Source organism: Micromonospora sp. NPDC023737 (assembly GCF_040639715.1).
Lineage (GTDB): Bacteria > Actinomycetota > Actinomycetes > Mycobacteriales > Micromonosporaceae > Micromonospora.
This window is the reverse complement of record NZ_JBFAAL010000001.1, coordinates 1,073,163-1,091,707: the sequence shown is the minus strand read 5'-3', so window position 1 is coordinate 1,091,707 and position 18,545 is coordinate 1,073,163. Positions and strand designations below refer to the sequence as shown.

The 18,545-nt window shown below is 68.5% G+C and carries 14 protein-coding genes; 11 read left to right on the top strand and 3 right to left on the bottom strand.

Annotation, left to right across the window (positions count from 1 at the left end):
- The first annotated feature begins 84 nt into the window (after positions 1 to 84).
- The 7 genes from AB0F98_RS04860 (at position 85) to AB0F98_RS04830 (ending at position 9,517) form a co-directional block, all read left to right on the top strand.
- Entirely contained in the window at positions 85 to 612 is a 528-nt protein-coding gene (locus AB0F98_RS04860; protein ID WP_357728670.1) for a PadR family transcriptional regulator, read from the top strand.
- Positions 609 to 1,280: an ABC transporter ATP-binding protein gene (locus tag AB0F98_RS04855; RefSeq protein ID WP_357728667.1), complete on the top strand. Its 672-nt coding sequence runs from the start codon at positions 609 to 611 to the stop codon at positions 1,278 to 1,280. The genes AB0F98_RS04860 and AB0F98_RS04855 overlap by 4 nt, the downstream gene beginning before the upstream one ends.
- Entirely contained in the window at positions 1,277 to 3,475 is a 2,199-nt protein-coding gene (locus AB0F98_RS04850; RefSeq protein ID WP_357728664.1) for an FtsX-like permease family protein, read from the top strand. The genes AB0F98_RS04855 and AB0F98_RS04850 overlap by 4 nt, the downstream gene beginning before the upstream one ends.
- Before the next feature lie 224 nt (positions 3,476 to 3,699).
- Entirely contained in the window at positions 3,700 to 4,500 is an 801-nt protein-coding gene (locus tag AB0F98_RS04845; protein ID WP_357728661.1) for a hypothetical protein, read from the top strand.
- On the top strand, positions 4,497 to 8,705 hold the full coding sequence (locus AB0F98_RS04840) for a LamG-like jellyroll fold domain-containing protein (RefSeq protein ID WP_357728658.1): 4,209 nt from the start codon (positions 4,497 to 4,499) through the stop codon (positions 8,703 to 8,705). Before AB0F98_RS04845 ends, AB0F98_RS04840 begins: the two co-directional genes overlap by 4 nt.
- 207 nt (positions 8,706 to 8,912) lie before the next feature.
- A complete protein-coding gene (locus AB0F98_RS04835) occupies positions 8,913 to 9,221 on the top strand; it encodes a type II toxin-antitoxin system RelE/ParE family toxin (RefSeq protein ID WP_357728655.1) in 309 nt (102 codons plus the stop codon).
- Positions 9,218 to 9,517 carry a helix-turn-helix transcriptional regulator gene (locus AB0F98_RS04830; RefSeq protein ID WP_357728652.1) on the top strand — a complete coding sequence of 100 codons (300 nt, stop codon included), beginning with the start codon at positions 9,218 to 9,220 and terminating at the stop codon, positions 9,515 to 9,517. The genes AB0F98_RS04835 and AB0F98_RS04830 overlap by 4 nt, the downstream gene beginning before the upstream one ends.
- 201 nt (positions 9,518 to 9,718) lie before the next feature.
- Here the strand turns inward: AB0F98_RS04830 and AB0F98_RS04825 are convergent, their stop codons facing one another.
- The gene (locus tag AB0F98_RS04825; RefSeq protein WP_357728649.1) at positions 9,719 to 10,171 is read right to left on the bottom strand and encodes a macro domain-containing protein; all 453 of its coding nucleotides are present in this window, start codon (positions 10,169 to 10,171) and stop codon (positions 9,719 to 9,721) included.
- A 181-nt stretch (positions 10,172 to 10,352) separates the two neighbouring features.
- Between AB0F98_RS04825 and AB0F98_RS04820 the strand changes: the two genes are divergently transcribed.
- The 3 genes from AB0F98_RS04820 to AB0F98_RS04810 all read left to right on the top strand — a co-directional run bounded on the left by AB0F98_RS04820 (position 10,353) and on the right by AB0F98_RS04810 (position 13,233).
- A complete protein-coding gene (locus AB0F98_RS04820; protein WP_357728646.1) occupies positions 10,353 to 11,162 on the top strand; it encodes an SAM-dependent methyltransferase in 810 nt (269 codons plus the stop codon).
- Positions 11,163 to 11,575: 413 nt separating this feature from the next.
- On the top strand, positions 11,576 to 12,088 hold the full coding sequence (locus tag AB0F98_RS04815) for a DUF4365 domain-containing protein (RefSeq protein WP_357728643.1): 513 nt from the start codon (positions 11,576 to 11,578) through the stop codon (positions 12,086 to 12,088).
- Positions 12,085 to 13,233: a hypothetical protein gene (locus AB0F98_RS04810; RefSeq protein ID WP_357728640.1), complete on the top strand. Its 1,149-nt coding sequence runs from the start codon at positions 12,085 to 12,087 to the stop codon at positions 13,231 to 13,233. The genes AB0F98_RS04815 and AB0F98_RS04810 overlap by 4 nt, the downstream gene beginning before the upstream one ends.
- A 289-nt stretch (positions 13,234 to 13,522) precedes the next feature.
- On the opposite strand, the gene AB0F98_RS04805 is transcribed toward AB0F98_RS04810, so the two are convergent.
- Positions 13,523 to 13,957, bottom strand: coding sequence for a very short patch repair endonuclease (locus tag AB0F98_RS04805; RefSeq protein ID WP_357728637.1), 435 nt, complete (start codon positions 13,955 to 13,957; stop codon positions 13,523 to 13,525).
- Positions 13,958 to 13,964: 7 nt separating this feature from the next.
- A complete protein-coding gene (locus tag AB0F98_RS04800) occupies positions 13,965 to 15,095 on the bottom strand; it encodes a DNA cytosine methyltransferase (RefSeq protein ID WP_357728634.1) in 1,131 nt (376 codons plus the stop codon).
- 337 nt (positions 15,096 to 15,432) lie between these two features.
- On the opposite strand from AB0F98_RS04800, the gene AB0F98_RS04795 reads away from it, so the two are divergent.
- A complete protein-coding gene (locus AB0F98_RS04795) occupies positions 15,433 to 18,480 on the top strand; it encodes a hypothetical protein (protein WP_357728631.1) in 3,048 nt (1,015 codons plus the stop codon).
- Positions 18,481 to 18,545: the final 65 nt, after the last annotated feature.

Genomic DNA, 18,545 nt, shown 5'->3' with positions numbered 1-18,545 from the left:
CGCAACGGTCCGCGCCCCCAAGTCGTCCCGGATATACGCCCGAGGTATATACGCGAGGTATACACCCGGCGTATGGTGAGCGGCATGAGCGTTCCCATGACTCTTCTCGGCCTGCTAGAACGCGAGCCCAGCCACGGCTACGACCTGAAGCGTGACTACGACACCTTCTTCAGCCGCGGCAAGCCGCTGCCGTTCGGCCAGGTCTACGCGACCCTCAGCCGCCTCGTCCGCGACGGCAAGATCGTGGTCGGCGAGGTCGAGCCGGGCGTGGGTCCCGAACGCAAGCGCTACGTCATCACCGAGCGGGGCGCGACCGACGTCGAGTCGTGGCTGACCGAGCCGGTCGAGGCCGAACCCAACCTGCAGACCGTGCTGTTCACCAAGGTCGTGCTGGCGCTCATGCTCGGCCGTCCCGCCGAGGAGTACCTCGACGTCCAGCGCGCCACGCACCTGCGCCGGATGAAGGAACTCACCGAGATCAAGCGCGCCGGCAACCTGGTCGACACCATGTTGGCCGACCACGGCCTGTTCCACCTGGAGGCCGACCTGCACTGGATCGACACCACGGTCGCCCGGTTGGACGCCCTGCGGGAGACGGTGGTGCGGCGATGAAGTCGATCGAGGCGCGAGACGTCGTCCTGTCCTTCGGCGAGACCCCGGCGCTGCGCGGCGCCAGCGTCTCCGTGGCCCCGGGCGAGATCGTCGCCGTCATGGGCCCGAGCGGCTCCGGTAAGTCGACCCTGCTGCACTGTCTGGCCGGGATCCTGGTGCCCGACGGCGGCGAGATCCACTTCGACGGTCACCGGATCGACACTCTCAGCGAGAACGAGCGCAGCCTCCTGCGCCGGCACCAGTTCGGATTCGTGTTCCAGTTCGGCCAGCTGGTTCCGGAGCTGACCGCCGAGGAGAACGTCGCCCTTCCCCTGCTGTTGAACGGCATCAAGCGGGCCGCCGCGCTCAAGGAGGCCCGGCCCTGGTTCGATCGGCTCGGCCTGGCCGGGCTGGAACGGCGCCGATCCGGTGAGCTCTCCGGCGGGCAGGCACAACGCGTCGCGCTGGCCCGCGGGCTGGTCGCCCGGCCCGGCGTGCTGTTCGCCGACGAGCCGACCGGGGCGCTCGACTCGCTGACCGGCGAGCAGGTCATGGACCAGCTGGTCTCCTCGGCCCGCGAGCAGGGCACGACGGTCGTCCTCGTCACCCACGACGCCCGCGTCGCCGCGTACGCCGACCGGCAGGTCATCGTCCGCGACGGCAAGGTGAACGCGCTGGTGCTCTCATGATCCGCTTCGCGCTGCGGCTGTCGCTGGCCGGCGGGCGGGAAGCCGCCGCCCGGCTCGTCATCATCGCCACGGCCGTGGCGCTCGGCGTCGGCATGCTCCTCACCACGCTCGCCGGGATGAACGCGGTCGGCGCGCAGAACCAGCGGTACGCCTGGCTCAACACCGCCGTCGCCCCGCCCTCCGCCGACGCGTCCGTGGACCCGATGTGGTGGCTGATCCGGGAGGACTACTACCACGGCGACTCCATCGGCCGGGTCGACGTGGCCGCGTCGGGCCCGGACTCGCCCGTCCCACCGGGCATCCCGCGCCTACCCGGACCAGGCGAGTACTACGCCTCACCCGCCCTCGCCGAACTGCTGCGGACGACCCCGGCCGCGCAGCTCGCGGACCGGTTCCCCGGCCACCGGATCGGCACGATCGGCCGGGCGGCGCTGCCCTCCCCCGACTCCCTGCTGGTCGTCATCGGCCGCACCCCAGGGGAGGTCGAACAACTGGGCGGCCAACAGGTCACCCAGATCATGACCACCTCGCCGAGTGGCTGCCCCGACGGCTGCTACATCGGCTTCAACAAGAACGCCATGGCACTCGTGCTGTCGGTCGTCGCCGCCGCGCTGCTCTTCCCGGTGCTCATCTTCATCGGCACCGCCACCCGGCTGGCCGCTACCCGCCGCGAGCAGCGCTTCGCCGCGATGCGGCTGGTCGGCGCCACGCCACGGCAGATCTCCGTCATCTCGGCCGTGGAGTCCACAGTCGCCGCCGCCGTCGGCACCGTCATCGGGTACGTCCTGTTCTTCGCTCTCCGGCCGGCCGTCGCGACCATCCCGTTCACCGGCGACCGGTTCTTCGCCGCCGACCTCTCGCTCACCATCGTCGACGTCCTGCTGGTGGCGCTCGGCATCCCGCTCGGCGCGATCGTGGCGTCCTGGCTGGCGCTGCGCCGGGTGCAGATCTCACCGCTGGGCGTTAGCCGCCGCGTCACGCCGAAGCCGCCGCGCGCCTGGCGGCTCATCCCGCTGGTCGCCGGGCTCGCCGAGCTGGCGTACTTCATCGGCCGGCGGCCCGTCACCACCAACGGACAGCTCACCGCGTACCTCTCGGGGTTCTTGCTGATCCTCATCGGGTTGGTGCTGGCGGGACCCTGGCTGACCATGATGGGTGCCCGGGTGATGGCCGGCCGGGCGAGCCGACCGGCGGCGCTCATCGCCGGACGGCGCCTCGCCGACAACCCGAAGGCCGGCTTCCGATCCGTCAGCGGGTTGATCGTGGCCCTGTTCGTGACGAGCGTGGCGACCGGCACCATCACCACGTTCGTCGCCAACCGCAGCGCGCCGAGCACCGCCTCGGTGGCCGTCACGTCACTGTCGAAGATATTTTGGCCCGAGGACGGCCCCGCACCGACCGCCGACCAGATCCCGGCCGACCTCGCCACGATCCCCGGCGTACGCAGCGTGACCGTGGTACGCGCCAACCCGGACGAGAACGGCTGGCAGGGCCTGGTCAGCTGCGCCGAACTGGACCGCCTCGACGTGTTCGGCAGTTGCCCCGCCGGGGCGCAGGTCGCGCAGGTGCCCGTCGACCTGATCGGCCCCGAAGCCGACGACCTCGCCGGCGGCCGACACGTCTGGGAACCCTCCGGGCTGACCCCGGGGGAAGCCGACCGGCAGCCGATCCTGTCGGTGGTCGTCGACACCACCAGCCGATCCGGATTCGAACAGGCCCGGACGACACTGACCAACGCGTTCCCGCTCGGGCGCTTCCCCGCGAGCGACGGCGAGTGGGAAGCCAATTCGGCACGGCAACTGGTGCAGTTCCAGCAACTGGCCAATGTGGTCATGCTGGCCAGCCTGCCGATCGCCGGGTGCAGCCTGGCGGTGAGCGTCGCCGGTGGGCTCAGCGATCGGAAACGGCCCTTCAGCATGCTGCGGCTCACCGGGGTGCAGCTGCGTACGCTGCGCCGGGTCGTGGGGCTGGAGACCGTCGTGCCGCTGCTGACCGTCGCGGTGGTGGCGATCGGAATGGGTTTCCTCGCCGCGTACCTGTTCCTGCGGGCCCAGCTGGACTACACGCTGCTCGCACCGAAGCCGTCGTTCTACCTGATGGTGGCCGGCGGGCTGGCGCTGTCGCTGGCCATCGTCGCGTCGACGCTGCCCCTGCTGCGCCGCATCACCGGCCCGGAGACCGCCCGCAACGACTGAGTTCGTCGAGGGGAGGGCACGGCGACCTCGTCGTGCCCTCCCCGCCCGCCGAGGTGCTCACAGCATCGGCGGCCGGGCAGCGGATGGATCGGTGCCACCAGACTTCTCGGTTCAGCAATCTCCGCGTCAACCCTCGCTCAATTCGCGCGACCTCGCTCGTCACCTCCGACCGAAAGCATCACTGCGTTTCGGTCGATCTCTCCTGAGCGAGTGAGGTTCTGTTGGTGTCTGCCCTGGACGGTGCCTTCCACCGGGCCCGGCGATGGTCCTGGGTGGTCCTGCCCCTGGTGCTCACCGGAGTGTTCGTCCCCGACCCCGCCTCAGCTCACCCCTTCGGCGCTCCACAGCGGATCGAGGTGGCGGGCGAGGGAGACCACGGTGTGCGGGTCCGCTGGGTCGTCGGCGGAACGGACGACCTGAGCATGCTCGGCATCGCCCTCGGCGTACTCGGCGAGGACCGGGTGCTGCTCGACGGCGCCGTCACCTACGAGCCCGCCGACGCCGAGGCGCTGGCCGGGGCCCCCGAATTCGCCAGGTACCTGACCGAGCGGATCGCGGTGACGCAGGACGGGACACCCTGCGCGGGCCGGGTCGACGTGGCCGACGATCTCGCGGCCGGCGGAGCCGCGTTGCTGTTCACCTGCCCCGCACCGGTCAGTACGGTGACCGTGACGTCCCGGATGCTCACCGACCTGCACGAGGCGTACCGGACCTTCGCCAGTGGCCCCGACGGGCAACGGGCGGTCTACGACGGCGCGCACGAGTCGGCCGACTGGCACATCAGCACCGCCACCGGCCTCGGCCCCGCCTCGACCCGGACCGTCCCGGCGGTGGGCGTGGCGCGTAGCGCCCGACAACTCCTGGTCATCGGGGCCGTCCTGCTGGCCGCGGTCACCGCCGTGGCCGCCACCTTCTGGTACCGCCGGCGTCGACGTCCGCGCCGGGACTTGCGGGACCTGACCTCAGCCACCTCCGGTGCCGACCCGGCACAACGAAAACACCCCCAACCGAAGGAGATGTCGTGACCACGCGACTCCATCCGACCGCCCGAGGGTGGCGCCGTATCAGCGCCACCGCCCTCGGGCTCGTGGTGGCCGGCAGCGCACTGCTGCTGCCCGCCCGGGACGCCGTGACCTCGGCAACCAGCCCGGTGGCGAACGCCGTCACGGTGCCGGCTCCCGACGTGCTGGACGCCGAGTTCACCGGCGGCACCACCACCGATCGGGCCCAGAACCTCACCCCCACCACCTGGGGCGCGCCCAGCTACGCCACCGACGCGACAGTCGGTCACGACACCCTGAAGGTGGACGGCGTCGACGACGCCGTCTCCTTCGACTTCGCCGACCAGTGGGGCAAAATCTCCACCGGCTTCACCATCGAGTGCGTGTTCCGGGTCGACACCACCATGCCCGTCAGCGGCGAGAAGGACCTCTGCTCCGACAAGGAGGGCGGCGGCTTCTCGGTCTACGTCAACGGCGGCAACCTCGGCACGATGGCCCACGTCGGCGGCGGCTACAAGTCCGTGCTGACCCCGATCACCGGCAACCGCTGGTACCACGCCGTCTCGGTCTGGGACGGCCAGACGCTGCGCCTCTACCTCAACGGCCGGCTCGCCGGCTCCACCGCCGCCAGTGGTGCGCTCACCCCGCCGGCCGCGACCGCCCGCCGGTTCGTGATCGGTGCCGACGCGGCACCCACCGGCATCGGGCAGGTCGCCCCGCCGTCCTCCTTCGCCGGCGGCAAGGTCTGGAGCCAGGCGCTGGACGCCGCCCAGGCCGCCGAACTGGCGTCGGCGTACGGCCTCAAGCCACCGGTACCGGTCGCCGACATCCTCGACGTCGACTTCGCCGACGGCACGCCGAAGGACGACGCGCAGAGCCTCGCCGTCACTACCGTCGGCGAGCCGGTCATCGCCGAGGACCCGGCCGTGAAGGTGCCGGTCGCCTCCTTCGACGGCGCCAACGACGCGTACGCCTACGCGATGGGCGACGCGCAGTGGGCGAAGATCCGCGACCAGGTCACGATTGAGTGCACCTTCAAGGACAACGGCACCCTGCCCAACTCCGGTGAGCACTCGATCTGCTCCGAGAAGGAGAGCGGCGGATACTCGATCGTCGTCTACGGCGACAAACTGACCTTCGCCGTGTACGCCAACGGCGCGTACCGCAACGCCCAGGTCCAGATCTCCTCCGGCCGCTGGTACCACGCAGTCGGCACCTGGGACGGCGCCACCGCCCGCCTGTACGTCGACGGCGCGCTGGCCGCCTCCGTCGCCGCGCCGGCGCCGCTCGGCCTGCCCAGCGGCGCCGCCCGCAACTCCTTCTACGTCGGCGCCGACTCGGTCAACCAGTTCTGGACGCCGGCCACCGTGCGCAACGCCCGCATCTTCTCCCGGGTACTCACCCTGGACGAGGTGCAGACCCTCAACGCCGCCGCGCTCGGCGACGTCCGGGACGCGGGCGTCACGATCACCTCGACCGTGCCCGCCGAGGGTGGCCACCTCAGCCGCCCGACCGAGCTGCAGGTGACCGTCACCAACCAGGGCAACGCCACCGGCTGGACCTACCTGCTCGACGGTGTGCCGGTCCAGGTCGGCCAGGAGGTCGGCGCGGGCCTGAGGTCCGGCGACCACACCCTGACGATCTCGGCTACCGACGTGTTCGGCAAGCCCGTCGGCAAGACGGTCCGGTTCACCTCCGACGCCATCCCGACCGGCGGCGGCACCGACGTCGGTCAGGGCAAGGGCCGGGTCACCCTGTCGGCGATCGCCCACAACCCCGACGGCGGTGAGGTGACCACCACCTTCAAGCAGGCCACCCCCAGCGTCCCGGCCGGCGGCTTCCAGGGCGTCGTCCCGGTCATGCCCGCCACGCTGGACTTCTCGTACACCGAGGGCGGCCAGGTCGGCGCGGCCCCGCGGCCCGACGGCAACCTGGCGAACAGCCCGTCCACCGGCAACATCCCGTTCCAGCGGTACGACGTCCAGGTGCCGGCCTCCGGCGCGGCTCGCCAGATCCTGTGGAGCGGCGTCGTCGACCCCGAGCGGGCGGTCGCCCTGTACGCGTGGAACCCGACCACGCAGGCGTGGACCGAGCTGGCCACCGCGCGTGGTCAGGCCGAAGGCGACACCTCGGTGAAGGCCGCCGTGCGGCCCGAGCTGGTCGACAACGGTGCCGTCCATGTCCTGGTGGTCGGTGAGGACCCGTTCGCCGACGACCTCGGGCCCCGTGACGGCTCCGCCGACGACCCGGCGAACCGGGACCACTTCGACGACCCGTCGAAGTACGACTTCTCGCTGGCCCACTTCACGGACACCCAGTACCTCGCCGAGGGTGCCGCCGGCGGCACGTACGACGACTTCGACGGCGTCGACGAGCCCACCGACAAGATGACCATGGAGGAGCGGGCGCTGTGGCAGAAGTCGTACCAGGACACCACGAAGTGGCTGGCCGACAACACCTCCGGCAAGAAGATCGCGTACACCGCGCACACCGGTGACGTCATCGAGAACGACTACTCCGACCCGCTCGCCAAGGACTCCAGCGGCAACCTGCTCTACCCGGGCCTGGACGAGCAGGTGACCCGCGAGTTCCAGTTCACCTCCGAGGCGCAGCGGACGCTCGACGAGGCCGGGCTGGTCAACCAGGTGATCGCCGGTAACCACGACAACCAGGGCGGCAACGAGACCGGCCCGACGTCCCGCTTCAACCAGTACTACGGGCCGGAGCGGTACTACGAGGGCGCACAGAAGTGGCCGGCCGTTACGAAGGCGTCGTACCACGCGTGGGACGAGACCACCGACGCGGCGGGCAACACGGTCACCCAGGGCAAGGACAACCAGAACAACTACGTCCTGTTCTCCGCCGGCGGGCTCGACTTCGTGGCGGTGGGCCTGTCGTACGGCGTCACCCAGGCCGAGGCCGACTGGGCCAGCTCGATCTTCCAGCGGTACCACGACCGCAACGGCATCCTGCTGACCCACGCCTACCTGGCCCCGTCCACGACGCCGGACGGCCGCGGCGCGAACTTCTCCACCGACGGCTCCCGGGCCTTCTCGGCCATCGTCCAGTCCAACCCGAACGTGTTCCTGGTCCTCGCCGGCCACGAGCACGGCGTCGGTACCAACCTCAAGACCGGTGTCGGCGTGACGGTGGCGCACGACGTGGTCGAGCTGCTCGCGGACTACCAGTTCTACAAGATGACCGCGGGTGAGCTGTGGCCGGAGAAGGTCGACGCCAACGGCAACCTCGACCTCAACGGCGACGGCACCGTCGACCACAAGTCGACCGACCTGCTCCAGTTCGGCGCCAGCTTCCTGCGGCTGTTGCAGATCGACGTCGACCGGGCCGAGATGAGCATCGACACCTACTCGCCGATGCTCAACAACTTCGGCGCCACCGAGTACGACGACCGCAAGCGCTACAACGGCGCCGAGGACAACATGGTGCTGCCGATCGACCTGTCCAGCCGGACCACCAGCTTCGGCACGGACAGCCTGGTCGTCGTCACCCCGACCGACACCGTCATCGGTTCGGCCACCGCGAAGTCGGGCTGGCCGGCCAGCGTCGAGTGGAAGGGCCTCACCGAGGGCGAGCTGTACGCCTGGACCAGCACCAGCCGCACCGGCGACGGTGACCAGGTCGGCTCCGCCGACCAGTTCGGCGGTGTCTTCCTCGCCACCGCGGCCGGCACCGACGTCACCCCGCCGGTGCTGACCGTCCCCGCCTCGACCTCCGTCGAGCAGGGCAAGACCTTCGATCCGCTCGCTGGGGTCAAGGCCGTGGACAACACCGACGGCGACGTCACCGACCGGATCCAGGTCGTCGGCACCGTCGACACCAACACCCCGGGCAGCTACCCGCTGACCTACCTGGTCTCCGACACCAACGGCAACCAGGCGGTCGCCAACCGCGTGGTCACCGTGACGAAGGCCCCGGTCGACACCCGGATCCAGACGACGGTACGCGCCGACGACGTGACGGCCACCTGGCGCAAGAACGCCAAGCTGACCGCCACCGTCAAGCCCAGCTCGGCGACCGGCCCCGTGCAGTTCCTCATCGGTGAGGACGTGCTGTGCGAGGCCAAGCTGAAGAGGGGCGTCGCCACCTGCACCGTCGACCGGCTGCCCAGCCCCGGCACCCACAAGGTCCGGGTGGTCTACGGCGGCGACAAGAAGCACGCGGCGTCGTACACCGAATTCACCCTGAAGGTGGTCGAGCGCCGGAACTGATCGAGCGCTGAACCCCCTGAGCGGGGCCGGTCCGGACGGGCCGGCCCCGCTTCTCGTTGTCAGGTTTCAGGCCGGCGGATACCGGGTGTTGTGACGTGCTGCCGTTCCGACACGCCGTGGATAAGCGAGCCTAGTGATCGCGAAGCCCATAGCATTGATGCTATGGGCTGGGGTAGGGTTGAGCTGGAACCAGAGGTCCGAGATTGGTTGGAGGGGTTGCCGGGCGAGCATTTCGCGCGGGCCGCCTTCTACATCGATCTGCTTGCCGGCCGCGGCGTCTTGCTCGACGAGCCGTACACCAAGCAGCTCGATGGGAAGCTGCGAGAACTGCGGTTCTACCTGGAGCGCGATCCGGTGCGTGTGACGTACTGGATAGCCTCCGACCGGAGGATCATCTTGCTGACGGTGTTCCGGAAAACCCGGGCTCGGGAGAACCGCGAGATCGAACGGGCTCGCCGGGCGTTGGAGCGGTGCATCGCCGAGCGGCATACCGTGATCGAGGGGGCAGAGCGATGAGTGACCGCGTTGACTGGAACGACCTGCGGGAACGTCGGATGGCCGAGCCGGGCGTCGCCGAGGCGTACGAAGCGACACGCATCGCCTTTGAGCTGGGTCAGGAGGTGCGTCACCTGCGGGAGCACAACCGGTGGAGCCAGAGCCAGTTGGCGCGTGCCGCGGGCATGACGCAGTCTGCGATCGCCCGGTTCGAGGCCGGCGGCACCGTTCCCACCTTGGCTGTTCTCGAACGACTGGCTCGAGCTTTGGACCGAAAGCTGGATGTGCGGTTCTCGCCTCGTTCCGAGGCTGCCTGACTCGATGGTAGGTGTCGCTGTTGGGTCGCGCCGGGGCGACGGACGGGATGCTGGCCGCCGAACAGCGGACCTATGTACGACACAGGTACCGCGCCACCGTCGAACGACACAATCTCCCGCGCCGCCTCGCCACGCCCTGAGCCACAGCACTGGTTACGAGCGACAAAAAGCCTGTCGCGGTGGGTGCCGAGGACGAGCCGGTCAGGTCGGCGGATACAGGAGTACTCGCACCTCGGGCAGGTCGGCGAGCGCGGCCTCGATGAGGGGGTGGACGGCGGCCCAGTTGAGGCCGCCGTTGCCGCAGCTCAGCGCCGGCACCGCCACCGAGGTGATGCGGTGCTCGCAGAGGACGCGCACCAGGTCGGCAAGGCCCGCGGTGACGTCGGCCAGCTGCGACCGCGAGCGCCAGTGGCGCTTCGTCGGGAAGTTGATCACGTAGCGGTGGGGGCCGGGCACGCCCGAGTCGTACACGAACATCTGCCCGAGGCGGACGGCGCCGGCAGCGCAGCCGGTGCGGTAGGCAGCGTAGTTCGCGGGGTACGCCCGCTTGAACGCCAACGCGATGCCTTTGCCCATCACTCCGACGGTGTTGACGGCGTTGACGAGGGCCTCAGCGTCCGCATCGAGCAGGTTCCCATGCCGGATCGTGATCACGGCCTCGTGGTATCAGCCGGGTCCGACATGCTCTTGCCCTCGGCGGCGACGACGAACCGGTTCGCGGCAGCCTGGCCGCAGCTGGGCATCGCGGCGGATTAGGGACCACGGCGACTGCGTGGGTTGTGGGACCATGGTCCGTCCGTTGTGCACGGTTCCGATCCCGCTGGGAGACAGCTTCGTGGCAGACACCGCCCCGCCCGCCGTCACCGATCAGATCACGACGATCGACACCAGCGTGCCGCACTCCGCACGCATCTGGAACTACTGGCTGGGTGGCAAGGACAACTTCGAGGCCGACCGGATGGCCGGCGACCAGGTCCGCGCCATCTTCCCGGCGATGGTCGAGACCGCCCGGCAATCGCGGGCGTTCCTGACCCGCGCCGTACGCTTCCTCGCCGGCGAAGCCGGCATCCGGCAGTTCCTCGACCTCGGTACGGGCCTGCCCACCGCGGACAACACCCACCAGGTGGCCCAACGGGTCCGACCCGAGAGCCGCATCGTCTACGTCGACAACGACCCGATGGTGCTCGCCCACGCCCGTGCACTGCTCGTCGGCGCGCCCGAGGGCCAGACGAAGTACCTCCACGCCGACCTCCGCGACCCCGACGCGGTGCTGCGCCAGGCCGCCGAGCACCTCGACTTCACGCAGCCCGTCGCCGTGCTGCTGTTCGGCGTCATGGGCCACATCGGCGACGACGAACAGGTCGTCTCCATCATCCGTACGCTGCTCGCTGCCGTACCCTCCGGCAGCTACCTCGCGATGTCCGACGGCACCGACACCAGCGAGGCGGTCGTCGAGTCACACCGGCAGTACAACGAGAGCGGCGCCATGCCGTACCACCTGCGCAGCCCCGAGCAGATCGCGCGGTTCTTCGACGAGCTGGAGCTGGTCGAGCCTGGCCTGGTGCCCTTCACCCAGTGGCGACCCGAGGGCGACGGGGCCCCTGCCGCCGTGGACGGGTACGCCGCTGTCGGCCGCAAGCCCTGATAGCAGGCCTTTCATGTCCGTGGCGTGCGCTAGGCGACCTCGCTATGGCGACAACCCGTCGCCCTGGCCTAGCGGATTGCCCGTCACGCAGCTCGTACAGCGACGTGCCAGTTGGCGCTCGCGCCGGCACGGTCGTTGAGAAATGATGTCGATCATCGCTCGGTCCGAGCAAATGGAAATGCGAGGCGCTGACGGTGGAGCACTCAGTGTGCGAGACATGGTTGGCGCGCCGGGCGGTGAAGTCAAGCCAGGGTACCCGCGTCGAAAAGACGCGAGCACCTCCACTCCGGTCAGCGGCGCGCCCAGGATGGCCGTCCGCACCAGCCAGACAACGCCTTTCCCTAGGTGCCATTCTGCTCGTATCGTGCAGGTAGCACCTTGGCATCGATCAAGTAGGACCTTGAAGGCGGCGAATGGGGTACGGGCGCTTCAACCTGCAGGGATACTTTGGTGAGTCTTTCGTGCGCGTCCTGGCCAGTGCAGCGGGGTTGGTCGCAAGCAAACACGATCTGGATGTCACTGGGGTGGACTTCACCTTCGACTTTCCGGGCAGTCGAGGGACGACACGATTTCCAAAGATCGACGTTCAGGTCAAGTCCTGGTCGCGTGCGGTCGGTTCGTTGGATGCCTGGCACTACGAGATGGAAGTTGCTCACTTCAACAACCTTGCAGGCCGCGACTACCACATACCGCGGTACCTCTTTCTGATCGTTGTACCTGACGACATCGAGCGATATACCGATGCTGACGCCGATGTGCTCCGGCTTCACCACTGCGGCTACTGGGTTTCGCTGGCCGACCGGCCGCCGATCGACTCGTCCCGGCGGCGCAGGGTAACAGTCCGAGTGCCGAAGCGAAACTTGCTCACAGTGCAAGCTCTACGGGACCTGATGATGCCTATCCCGGCTCAGCGGGCGACGCGATGAGCGAGCCGTGGTCCGGACCGAGTGCCGAGCAACTGAAGGCGATCCAGCAGCTCTCGCCAGAGGCCGTCGATGCTCACCTGGCTAGCGAGGGGTGGCGGGCGCGCACCGCCGCCCGCGAAGCCAGTCTGTGGACCCTGACTGAAGGTGCCGATGAGTTCGAGATCATGGTCCCCACTGACCGGCGCATGCGTGACTTCTCACTGCGAATGTATGACGTGTTGCGCACGCTAGCCGTGATCGAAGACCGGCCACTCTCGGCCGTCATTTCCGAGCTGATGAACACCGGCTCCGACCGAATGATCTTCCGGCTGCTGCCGTCCGGGCCGCCGGGCACAATTCCGCTCCTTAACGGGACCGAGGCACTGCGCGGCGTGCGGGAAATTGTTATAGCATCCACGTACGCCAGCACCCTCGATCGGCCGTTGCTAGTGCAAGGCAAGCGCCCAGCCATCGTGTGGGACTTTGCGCGCGAGGTCCGGCTGGGTACCCCGCGGGCGGGAAGTTGGGTAATTGCCGCGGAAGTGGCAATTCCTGAGGCGGACCTGGGCCCCGGCGCGAACGGAAGTCAACCATTCGCCCGACGAGTTTCCCTGCAGGTGCATCGCGGGGTAAGGGCGACATTTGCCGCCGCCGGGGAGGCGCTGCGAGGTAACTCCTTAGAACCCTTCTTGCGGCGCGCCAAGGAGGGCGTATCGGCGAACGTCTGTGACGCTCTCGCGAGTCTCGGTCGAGATAACACCCCATTTGAGGTGCGGTTCGAATGGGCGCAGCGGCTGCCGTCGTCAATCGGAGCGGGACGCTTCCGCTTTGACTCCCAGGTGATCAGAACGATCCGGTCCGCCGGCGAGGAGCTGCGCAATTCGATGCCCGAGGGGCCGGTTGAGATAACCGGTCCGGTGGCACGGCTTAGCCGTGAGGGCACCCAGGCGGGTATGGCGGTGATCTCGGGTCTCGTCCATACCCGGTACGGCGAGGCCGAGCAAAACGTTAAGGTGCCACTCACCGCTACCCAACACGAGCTCGCCATCGAGGCGTACCGGTCGCGTCGGCACGTCCGAGTGACTGGCGAGGCCCGGCAAGGGAGGGTTGCGGTCGTCCGGCACGTCGAAGTGATGGCGCGCGACCCCGATGACCACCGTCGGTGAGACTAGATTCCGGTCGATTACGTCCTGCGGTGCGGTTAGGACGCGGCCCACGCTGGCATACACTTGTTTTATACTGGCAATAGCCGTCTATGCGGGTGGATGGCCTGCGTAGGCACGTGCGGCCGCAGCCCGAGGGTAACTGGGAATCGTCGGTGTGAGGTTTCCCGGTAGGGCGGATGTTCGGATCTCCCCTGAGTTCTCGCGCCCGCGTTGGTCGGCACCGGACGACGGAAGGCCAAGCGGTTAGGTCCTCGCGGGCTCCGCCCCCGACCTGTCCCACCCCATTGCATTACCCTTGCGCGATGCATCGCTCGGTGATAGCGGCGAGTACCAGCTTCGACGCTTCCTTAGTGGGGGTGTGCTCCCAGAGTCGGATCACTTGCCAGCCGGACTCTTGTAGCGCCTGATCAACCGCGCTGTCCCGCAGTTGATTCCGGGCAATCTTCTGATGCCAGTAGCCGCTTGGATCGCTCGGCATGCGCCCGTGCTCGGAGCATCCGTGCCAGAAACAACCGTCGAGGAAGACGGCCACGCGTGTTCGAGTGAAGACGATGTCTGGCCGGACAGTCCGGCCCGGCACCCGCACCTTCAAATTCACGCGATATCGGAGGCCTTCCGCGAACAGCGCCCGGCGCAGCGCGAGTTCCGGCTTGGTTCCGGTGCTGCGGTTCGCCTTCATCGTCTTGGTGGCGGACGACGGCGGTGGGGTAGGCGGTAGCGGCACCGGGAAATTAACCTTCGTCGGTCGTCTCGGGTTTGAGGACCGGAATTAGGTAATGCTGTCCGATCCACCGAACAACATCGACCACGACCGCGTCACCGAAGCCGAACAGCTGCTGATTGGGAGTACCCGCCACTAATTTGTAGTTGCCGGCACCCATGAGCCGCGCGTACTCCTTGGGTGTCATCCAGCGCACCCGGGGCTCGCGACGCATGCCGACCTCGACGAGCGCCTGTTTGCTGGAGCCTCCGCCGGTCGTGCGCAGACAACCCGCGATGGCGTCGCGGCGCAGCTCCCACATAGAGATACCTTGCCGGGTGCGGCGATATGCGGACCGGTAAGAAATGGTCTCGGCGTCGCGCAGCGCCTCGAATCGGATGCGTTGCCCATCGCTGAGCGATTCGACGAAGGCCCTCACACGGTTTGCATCCCACCACGCGCTCGCCGGGACGTCATGGTCAACTATCCCGTTGAGGTCCTTGGGGCCGTCCGGGAGTGGCGGTAGATCCAGGTAATGCATATTGTAGGTGCTGCTATGCCGCTCGTGCAGGGCGGTCACCCAGGTCGGGCGCACATCGGAGGGGGCCGGGATGCCGACGTGGGAGTTCTTCGGCAACTTGTCTTTGGAAATTCCGACAATGAACATGCGTGGCCGTGACTGTGGGACGAAGTGCTTTGCGTCGATAGCGAGCACGTCGAGGGAGTAGTCCAACTGGGAGAGCTTTTCGAAGGCGCGTTCAATATCCTTGCCGCCGTGGCTGGTGGCGAATCCGTGCACGTTTTCAAGCAGCACAACCGACGGGCGCTGTGGCATTCCCTCTAGAATCCGCGCGAACTCGAAGAACATTCCAGATTGGGCGCCATCCAGGCCGCGTCGATTTCCCGCGAGCGACAGGTCGATGCAAGGAAAGCTGCTTGTGGCCAATTCTATTTTGGGTGGTAGATCCGTTGATTCGACCTTGCGGATGTCAATAACCTTGAAGTGCTTGTCGGCGTCCGGGTAGTTCTCCTGATAGGTGTTGAACTTGGCCTGTTTGATGTCGTTGGCCCAGACGATCTTGATGCCCAGCGGCTCGAGGGCGGTTCGCACCAGCCCGATGCCAGCGAAAAATTCCGCCGCCCGGATGGCCGTACCTTCCACGCGTCCTCCTCGGTCGATCGTCGCTGGGCAGCCTATAGGGGTACGCGCTCGACGATGCGCGACACCCCGTCTGGAGGTCGGTCATCCGTTCTGCCGAGCCAGGTCGCCTAGGCGGCGGAGGTGTCGACCCGAATCGGGTATTCATGTCAGCTCATCACACCGCTGATACTTCTCGGTGTCCGCGTCGTCGCGACCCGTCACCGTTCGGAGCGTGACCCTTCCATTACACCTCAAGACCTGGTTCCGCCGATACGGAAGCGCAGCTGGTCAGCACATGCAACCTCAGCCGGTAGATCGATGGAAGATCTATAGCGCCTTCAACAGGGCCATCGCGGACGTGTTCTTTACCCAGGACGCGGCGGGACTTCCGGTCTACCTCGATTTCGACGAGGACACCCTCGCCCGCATCGGGCATCGACTGAAACTGCCCACCGACAAGGTGTGGGACTCCCTGGCACGCTCGGTCATCGGCGTGCTGTCGCTGCGCACGCGCTACAGCGACATCTTCGGCCTGCCCTTGCAGCGCACCCGCGAATGGTTGCGCCGGTGGCAGCAGACCCCACGCGGCGAGCGGATGGACCTGCCGCCTCCCCCTGTGCTGACTCTCCTCGCGGTCTTCAGCATGGCCGCGGAGCGCATGGGCGGCGACGTCACGATGGCGGCGAGCAACTACTTCGGCCCCCTCTCTCGGCTGCTACGGCTGGAGGACCCCCAACAGAAGGAGCGCCTGGCCACCCAGTACCGGCAGAACGTCGAGCTGTTCTGGAATGTGCTCGGGCTGTGGCTGACCGGCTTGGACGGCATGCTTGGGCTGCCCTCTGCGGTGGCCTTGTCGCACCGCTACGTCGGGCTGTCGATGTCGCAGGCCCTGGTGCGCGAGCACGACCGCGGCAAGCTGCCCCGGTTCTTCGCCACGTACGGCCTAGAACCCGGCCGAGAGGTCACGCCGCGCGAGATCGAGCCGTACCTCGACGACTGGATGAAGCGCACGCCGTCGCCGATCAGCCGGAACCTGGCCACCCTCTGGGCCCGACAGCCCGCCGCCCGCGAGCGGATCGCCAGCGTCGTCGCGCTCGAGCTGCAGACCTGGGACGGCAACGACCGGGACGCCGCGCCCAGATCGCAGGCGGCGGGCGCACGCGGCCGCGAAGCCCGGCTGGTCGCACTCATCCGCTCCAACCTGTTCGGCCGCAAGGTCGAGTTCAGCCTGGTGGTCAAGCTGCCCGGCCACGACGGGCCGCGGCGCCTGCAGATCGCCAGCGCGGTCGGTGACCAGCAACCGGTCCTCGACTTCATGCCCGGCGTCAACGGCTGGCATCGCCTGCACCGCCCGGCAGACCTGGCCCAGACCTCCATCCTCGACGGCGTCCTGCGCCTGATCGACATAGACGGCGGAGCGCCCGCCGTGCGCCGTCCTCGCCAGGTGCTGCCGATGCTCAAGGACGAAGTGCTCGGACAATTTCTCGAAGCCGAACGGCTTCAGCTCGCCGGCGACGGCATCGTCTTCGCCTTCGACGGGCTGGCAGACGAGGTTGACGACGTGCTCGCTCAGGTCGCTCGCCCTGGCTACCGGCGTGTCCCAGGGGGCCAGGAAGGTGTGCCTCCGCATTGGACATTGTTCGCCGACGTTCAGGTGCTGGGGGTGCTTCCGCCGGAAGCCCGCGCCAAGCTGCGTGACGACCTCAACGTGCTGCAGCCCTTGGTCTCGTCGCAACTCACCCTCGCCGAAGGGATGAAGCTGCCCGGCCGGATGCGCAAGTACGCCGTCCAGGCGCCCCCGGAGCTGCGCGCCGTGGCCGTGGCCGCGGAGCACATCAAGCTAGAGATCATCCGCAAGGACACTGGGGCACTCGGTGCCCTCGACGATGCCACGCCGATCGCGCTCGACCAGGTGATCGCCGCTCGCGAGTCGGACGACGCTGCCCTGGTGTTCCCGCTCGCCGACGTCGACCTCGCCGAGGGCGACTACGAGGCCCTGCTATTGGTCAATCGTTCGAAGGACGCCACCCAGCGGCTGCCCTTCTTCCTGCGCTCCGGCGACTACGTCGACCTGGCTATGTGGGCGCGCGCGACCCGGCTCGCCTACCTGCCCGGGTCCCAGCGCGGGCGGGGCGTGCTCAGCGCCGACGCGTACACCGAGGAGCCGGTGGGGGTGGTCGACGGCGTCATCGTCCTTGGGGAAGAGGCCGCGCCGCGCCGGCCGGCGCCGCAGGTCGTCTGGTGGACGGAGCCGCGTCCGCAGCCCGGCGCGGCTCTGCCCGCGACGACGCTGACCGCGCCCGACCCGAACTCGTGCCTGGTCACCCGGGCACACCACTGGGACCTGCCGTACGCCGGGGACAAGGTGCTGGCCGTCGAGGGCACCTGCCGTCACTGCGGCCTGGTCAAGCGCTTCCTAAACACCCCGTGGGCGGCCGAGGCCAAGAAGAAGGCGCGCGCCCAGCTCGAATCTTCCTACCACGTGGATGTTCACCGGGTCGCTCCCGTGCAGCCGAGCAAGCTGACCTGGGACATCGGCTTGGATGCGCTGATGCACGCCGGTGGCGGCGGATACTCCTCCTTCGAGCGGATCGCCTTGCAGATCGAGGGCTCGCTGCTGTTCACCCACATCTTCGCCCGTACTCTGGAATCCCTCGGCCACGTGCAGATCCGCCGGGACCCGCGGACCCTCGAGCCGCTCGACTGGGAGATTGCCCCGTCCGCGTTGGCCGAGCTCGTCGATGGCTCGTACCTGCTGGTCGGCTACTGGCCCGCCGGGTACGTCGCCGAGGTCAAGGACGCGATCGCCGGCACGCCGGGCCGCCTCGACGTGGAACCTGACCCGGAAGGCCCGAGCCGGCGGGTGCTACGCGGGCTGACCGCCGAACGGGTCCACGAGCTGGCCGCCGAACTCGGGGTCACGGTCGCGGCCCGGCCGGCGGCGGCGATCCTCGGCGCGACGCCGGGGCTCAGCGAGGTGCTGGCCGCGCTGCCTCGGGTGAGCATGCCGGGGGCGCGCACCGTACAGCAGTTCCACCTCGGCTCGGCTGCCTGGGTGACGCAGCCCCGGCCGGACGAGCCTGGCGCATACGCGCTGGAGTCCTTCGGCAAGACGTACGTATTCCGCGACGCTGAGGACGTCGGCGCCGGCACCGCACGCATCGGTGCTGCGAACCTGGTCAAGCACCTTGCCGCCCTGCAGGTGAGCCGCCCGCTGTTGGCGTACCGCGCCGAGGAACGTGCCCTCGACGTGCCGCTGGGCGCCGAGCTGCCGGGGCTGTACGGCCGGGCCGCGGTGCTCTGTAGCGGCCGCCCGCCGTCCGCGTACGGCCCACGGCGGGTGCTGCGCTATTCCGGCGTGCCCGCCGAGATCGCCGAGATGCTGACCGCCCGCCTCACCAGCTGAGCCACGAAACCGCACCGAGATGAGGACCGTCATGTCGCCACACGGCACCGCCACGTCGAGGCCGC

What these genes read in the sequence shown, in the direction of transcription:
- AB0F98_RS04815 (WP_357728643.1), top strand. Translation starts at nt 11,576, where the DNA reads ATGGGGTACGGGCGCTTCAACCTGCAGGGATACTTTGGTGAGTCTTTC.
- AB0F98_RS04810 (WP_357728640.1), top strand. Translation starts at nt 12,085, where the DNA reads ATGAGCGAGCCGTGGTCCGGACCGAGTGCCGAGCAACTGAAGGCGATC.
- AB0F98_RS04850 (WP_357728664.1), top strand. Translation starts at nt 1,277, where the DNA reads ATGATCCGCTTCGCGCTGCGGCTGTCGCTGGCCGGCGGGCGGGAAGCC.
- AB0F98_RS04830 (WP_357728652.1), top strand. Translation starts at nt 9,218, where the DNA reads ATGAGTGACCGCGTTGACTGGAACGACCTGCGGGAACGTCGGATGGCC.
- AB0F98_RS04860 (WP_357728670.1), top strand. Translation starts at nt 85, where the DNA reads ATGAGCGTTCCCATGACTCTTCTCGGCCTGCTAGAACGCGAGCCCAGC.
- AB0F98_RS04855 (WP_357728667.1), top strand. Translation starts at nt 609, where the DNA reads ATGAAGTCGATCGAGGCGCGAGACGTCGTCCTGTCCTTCGGCGAGACC.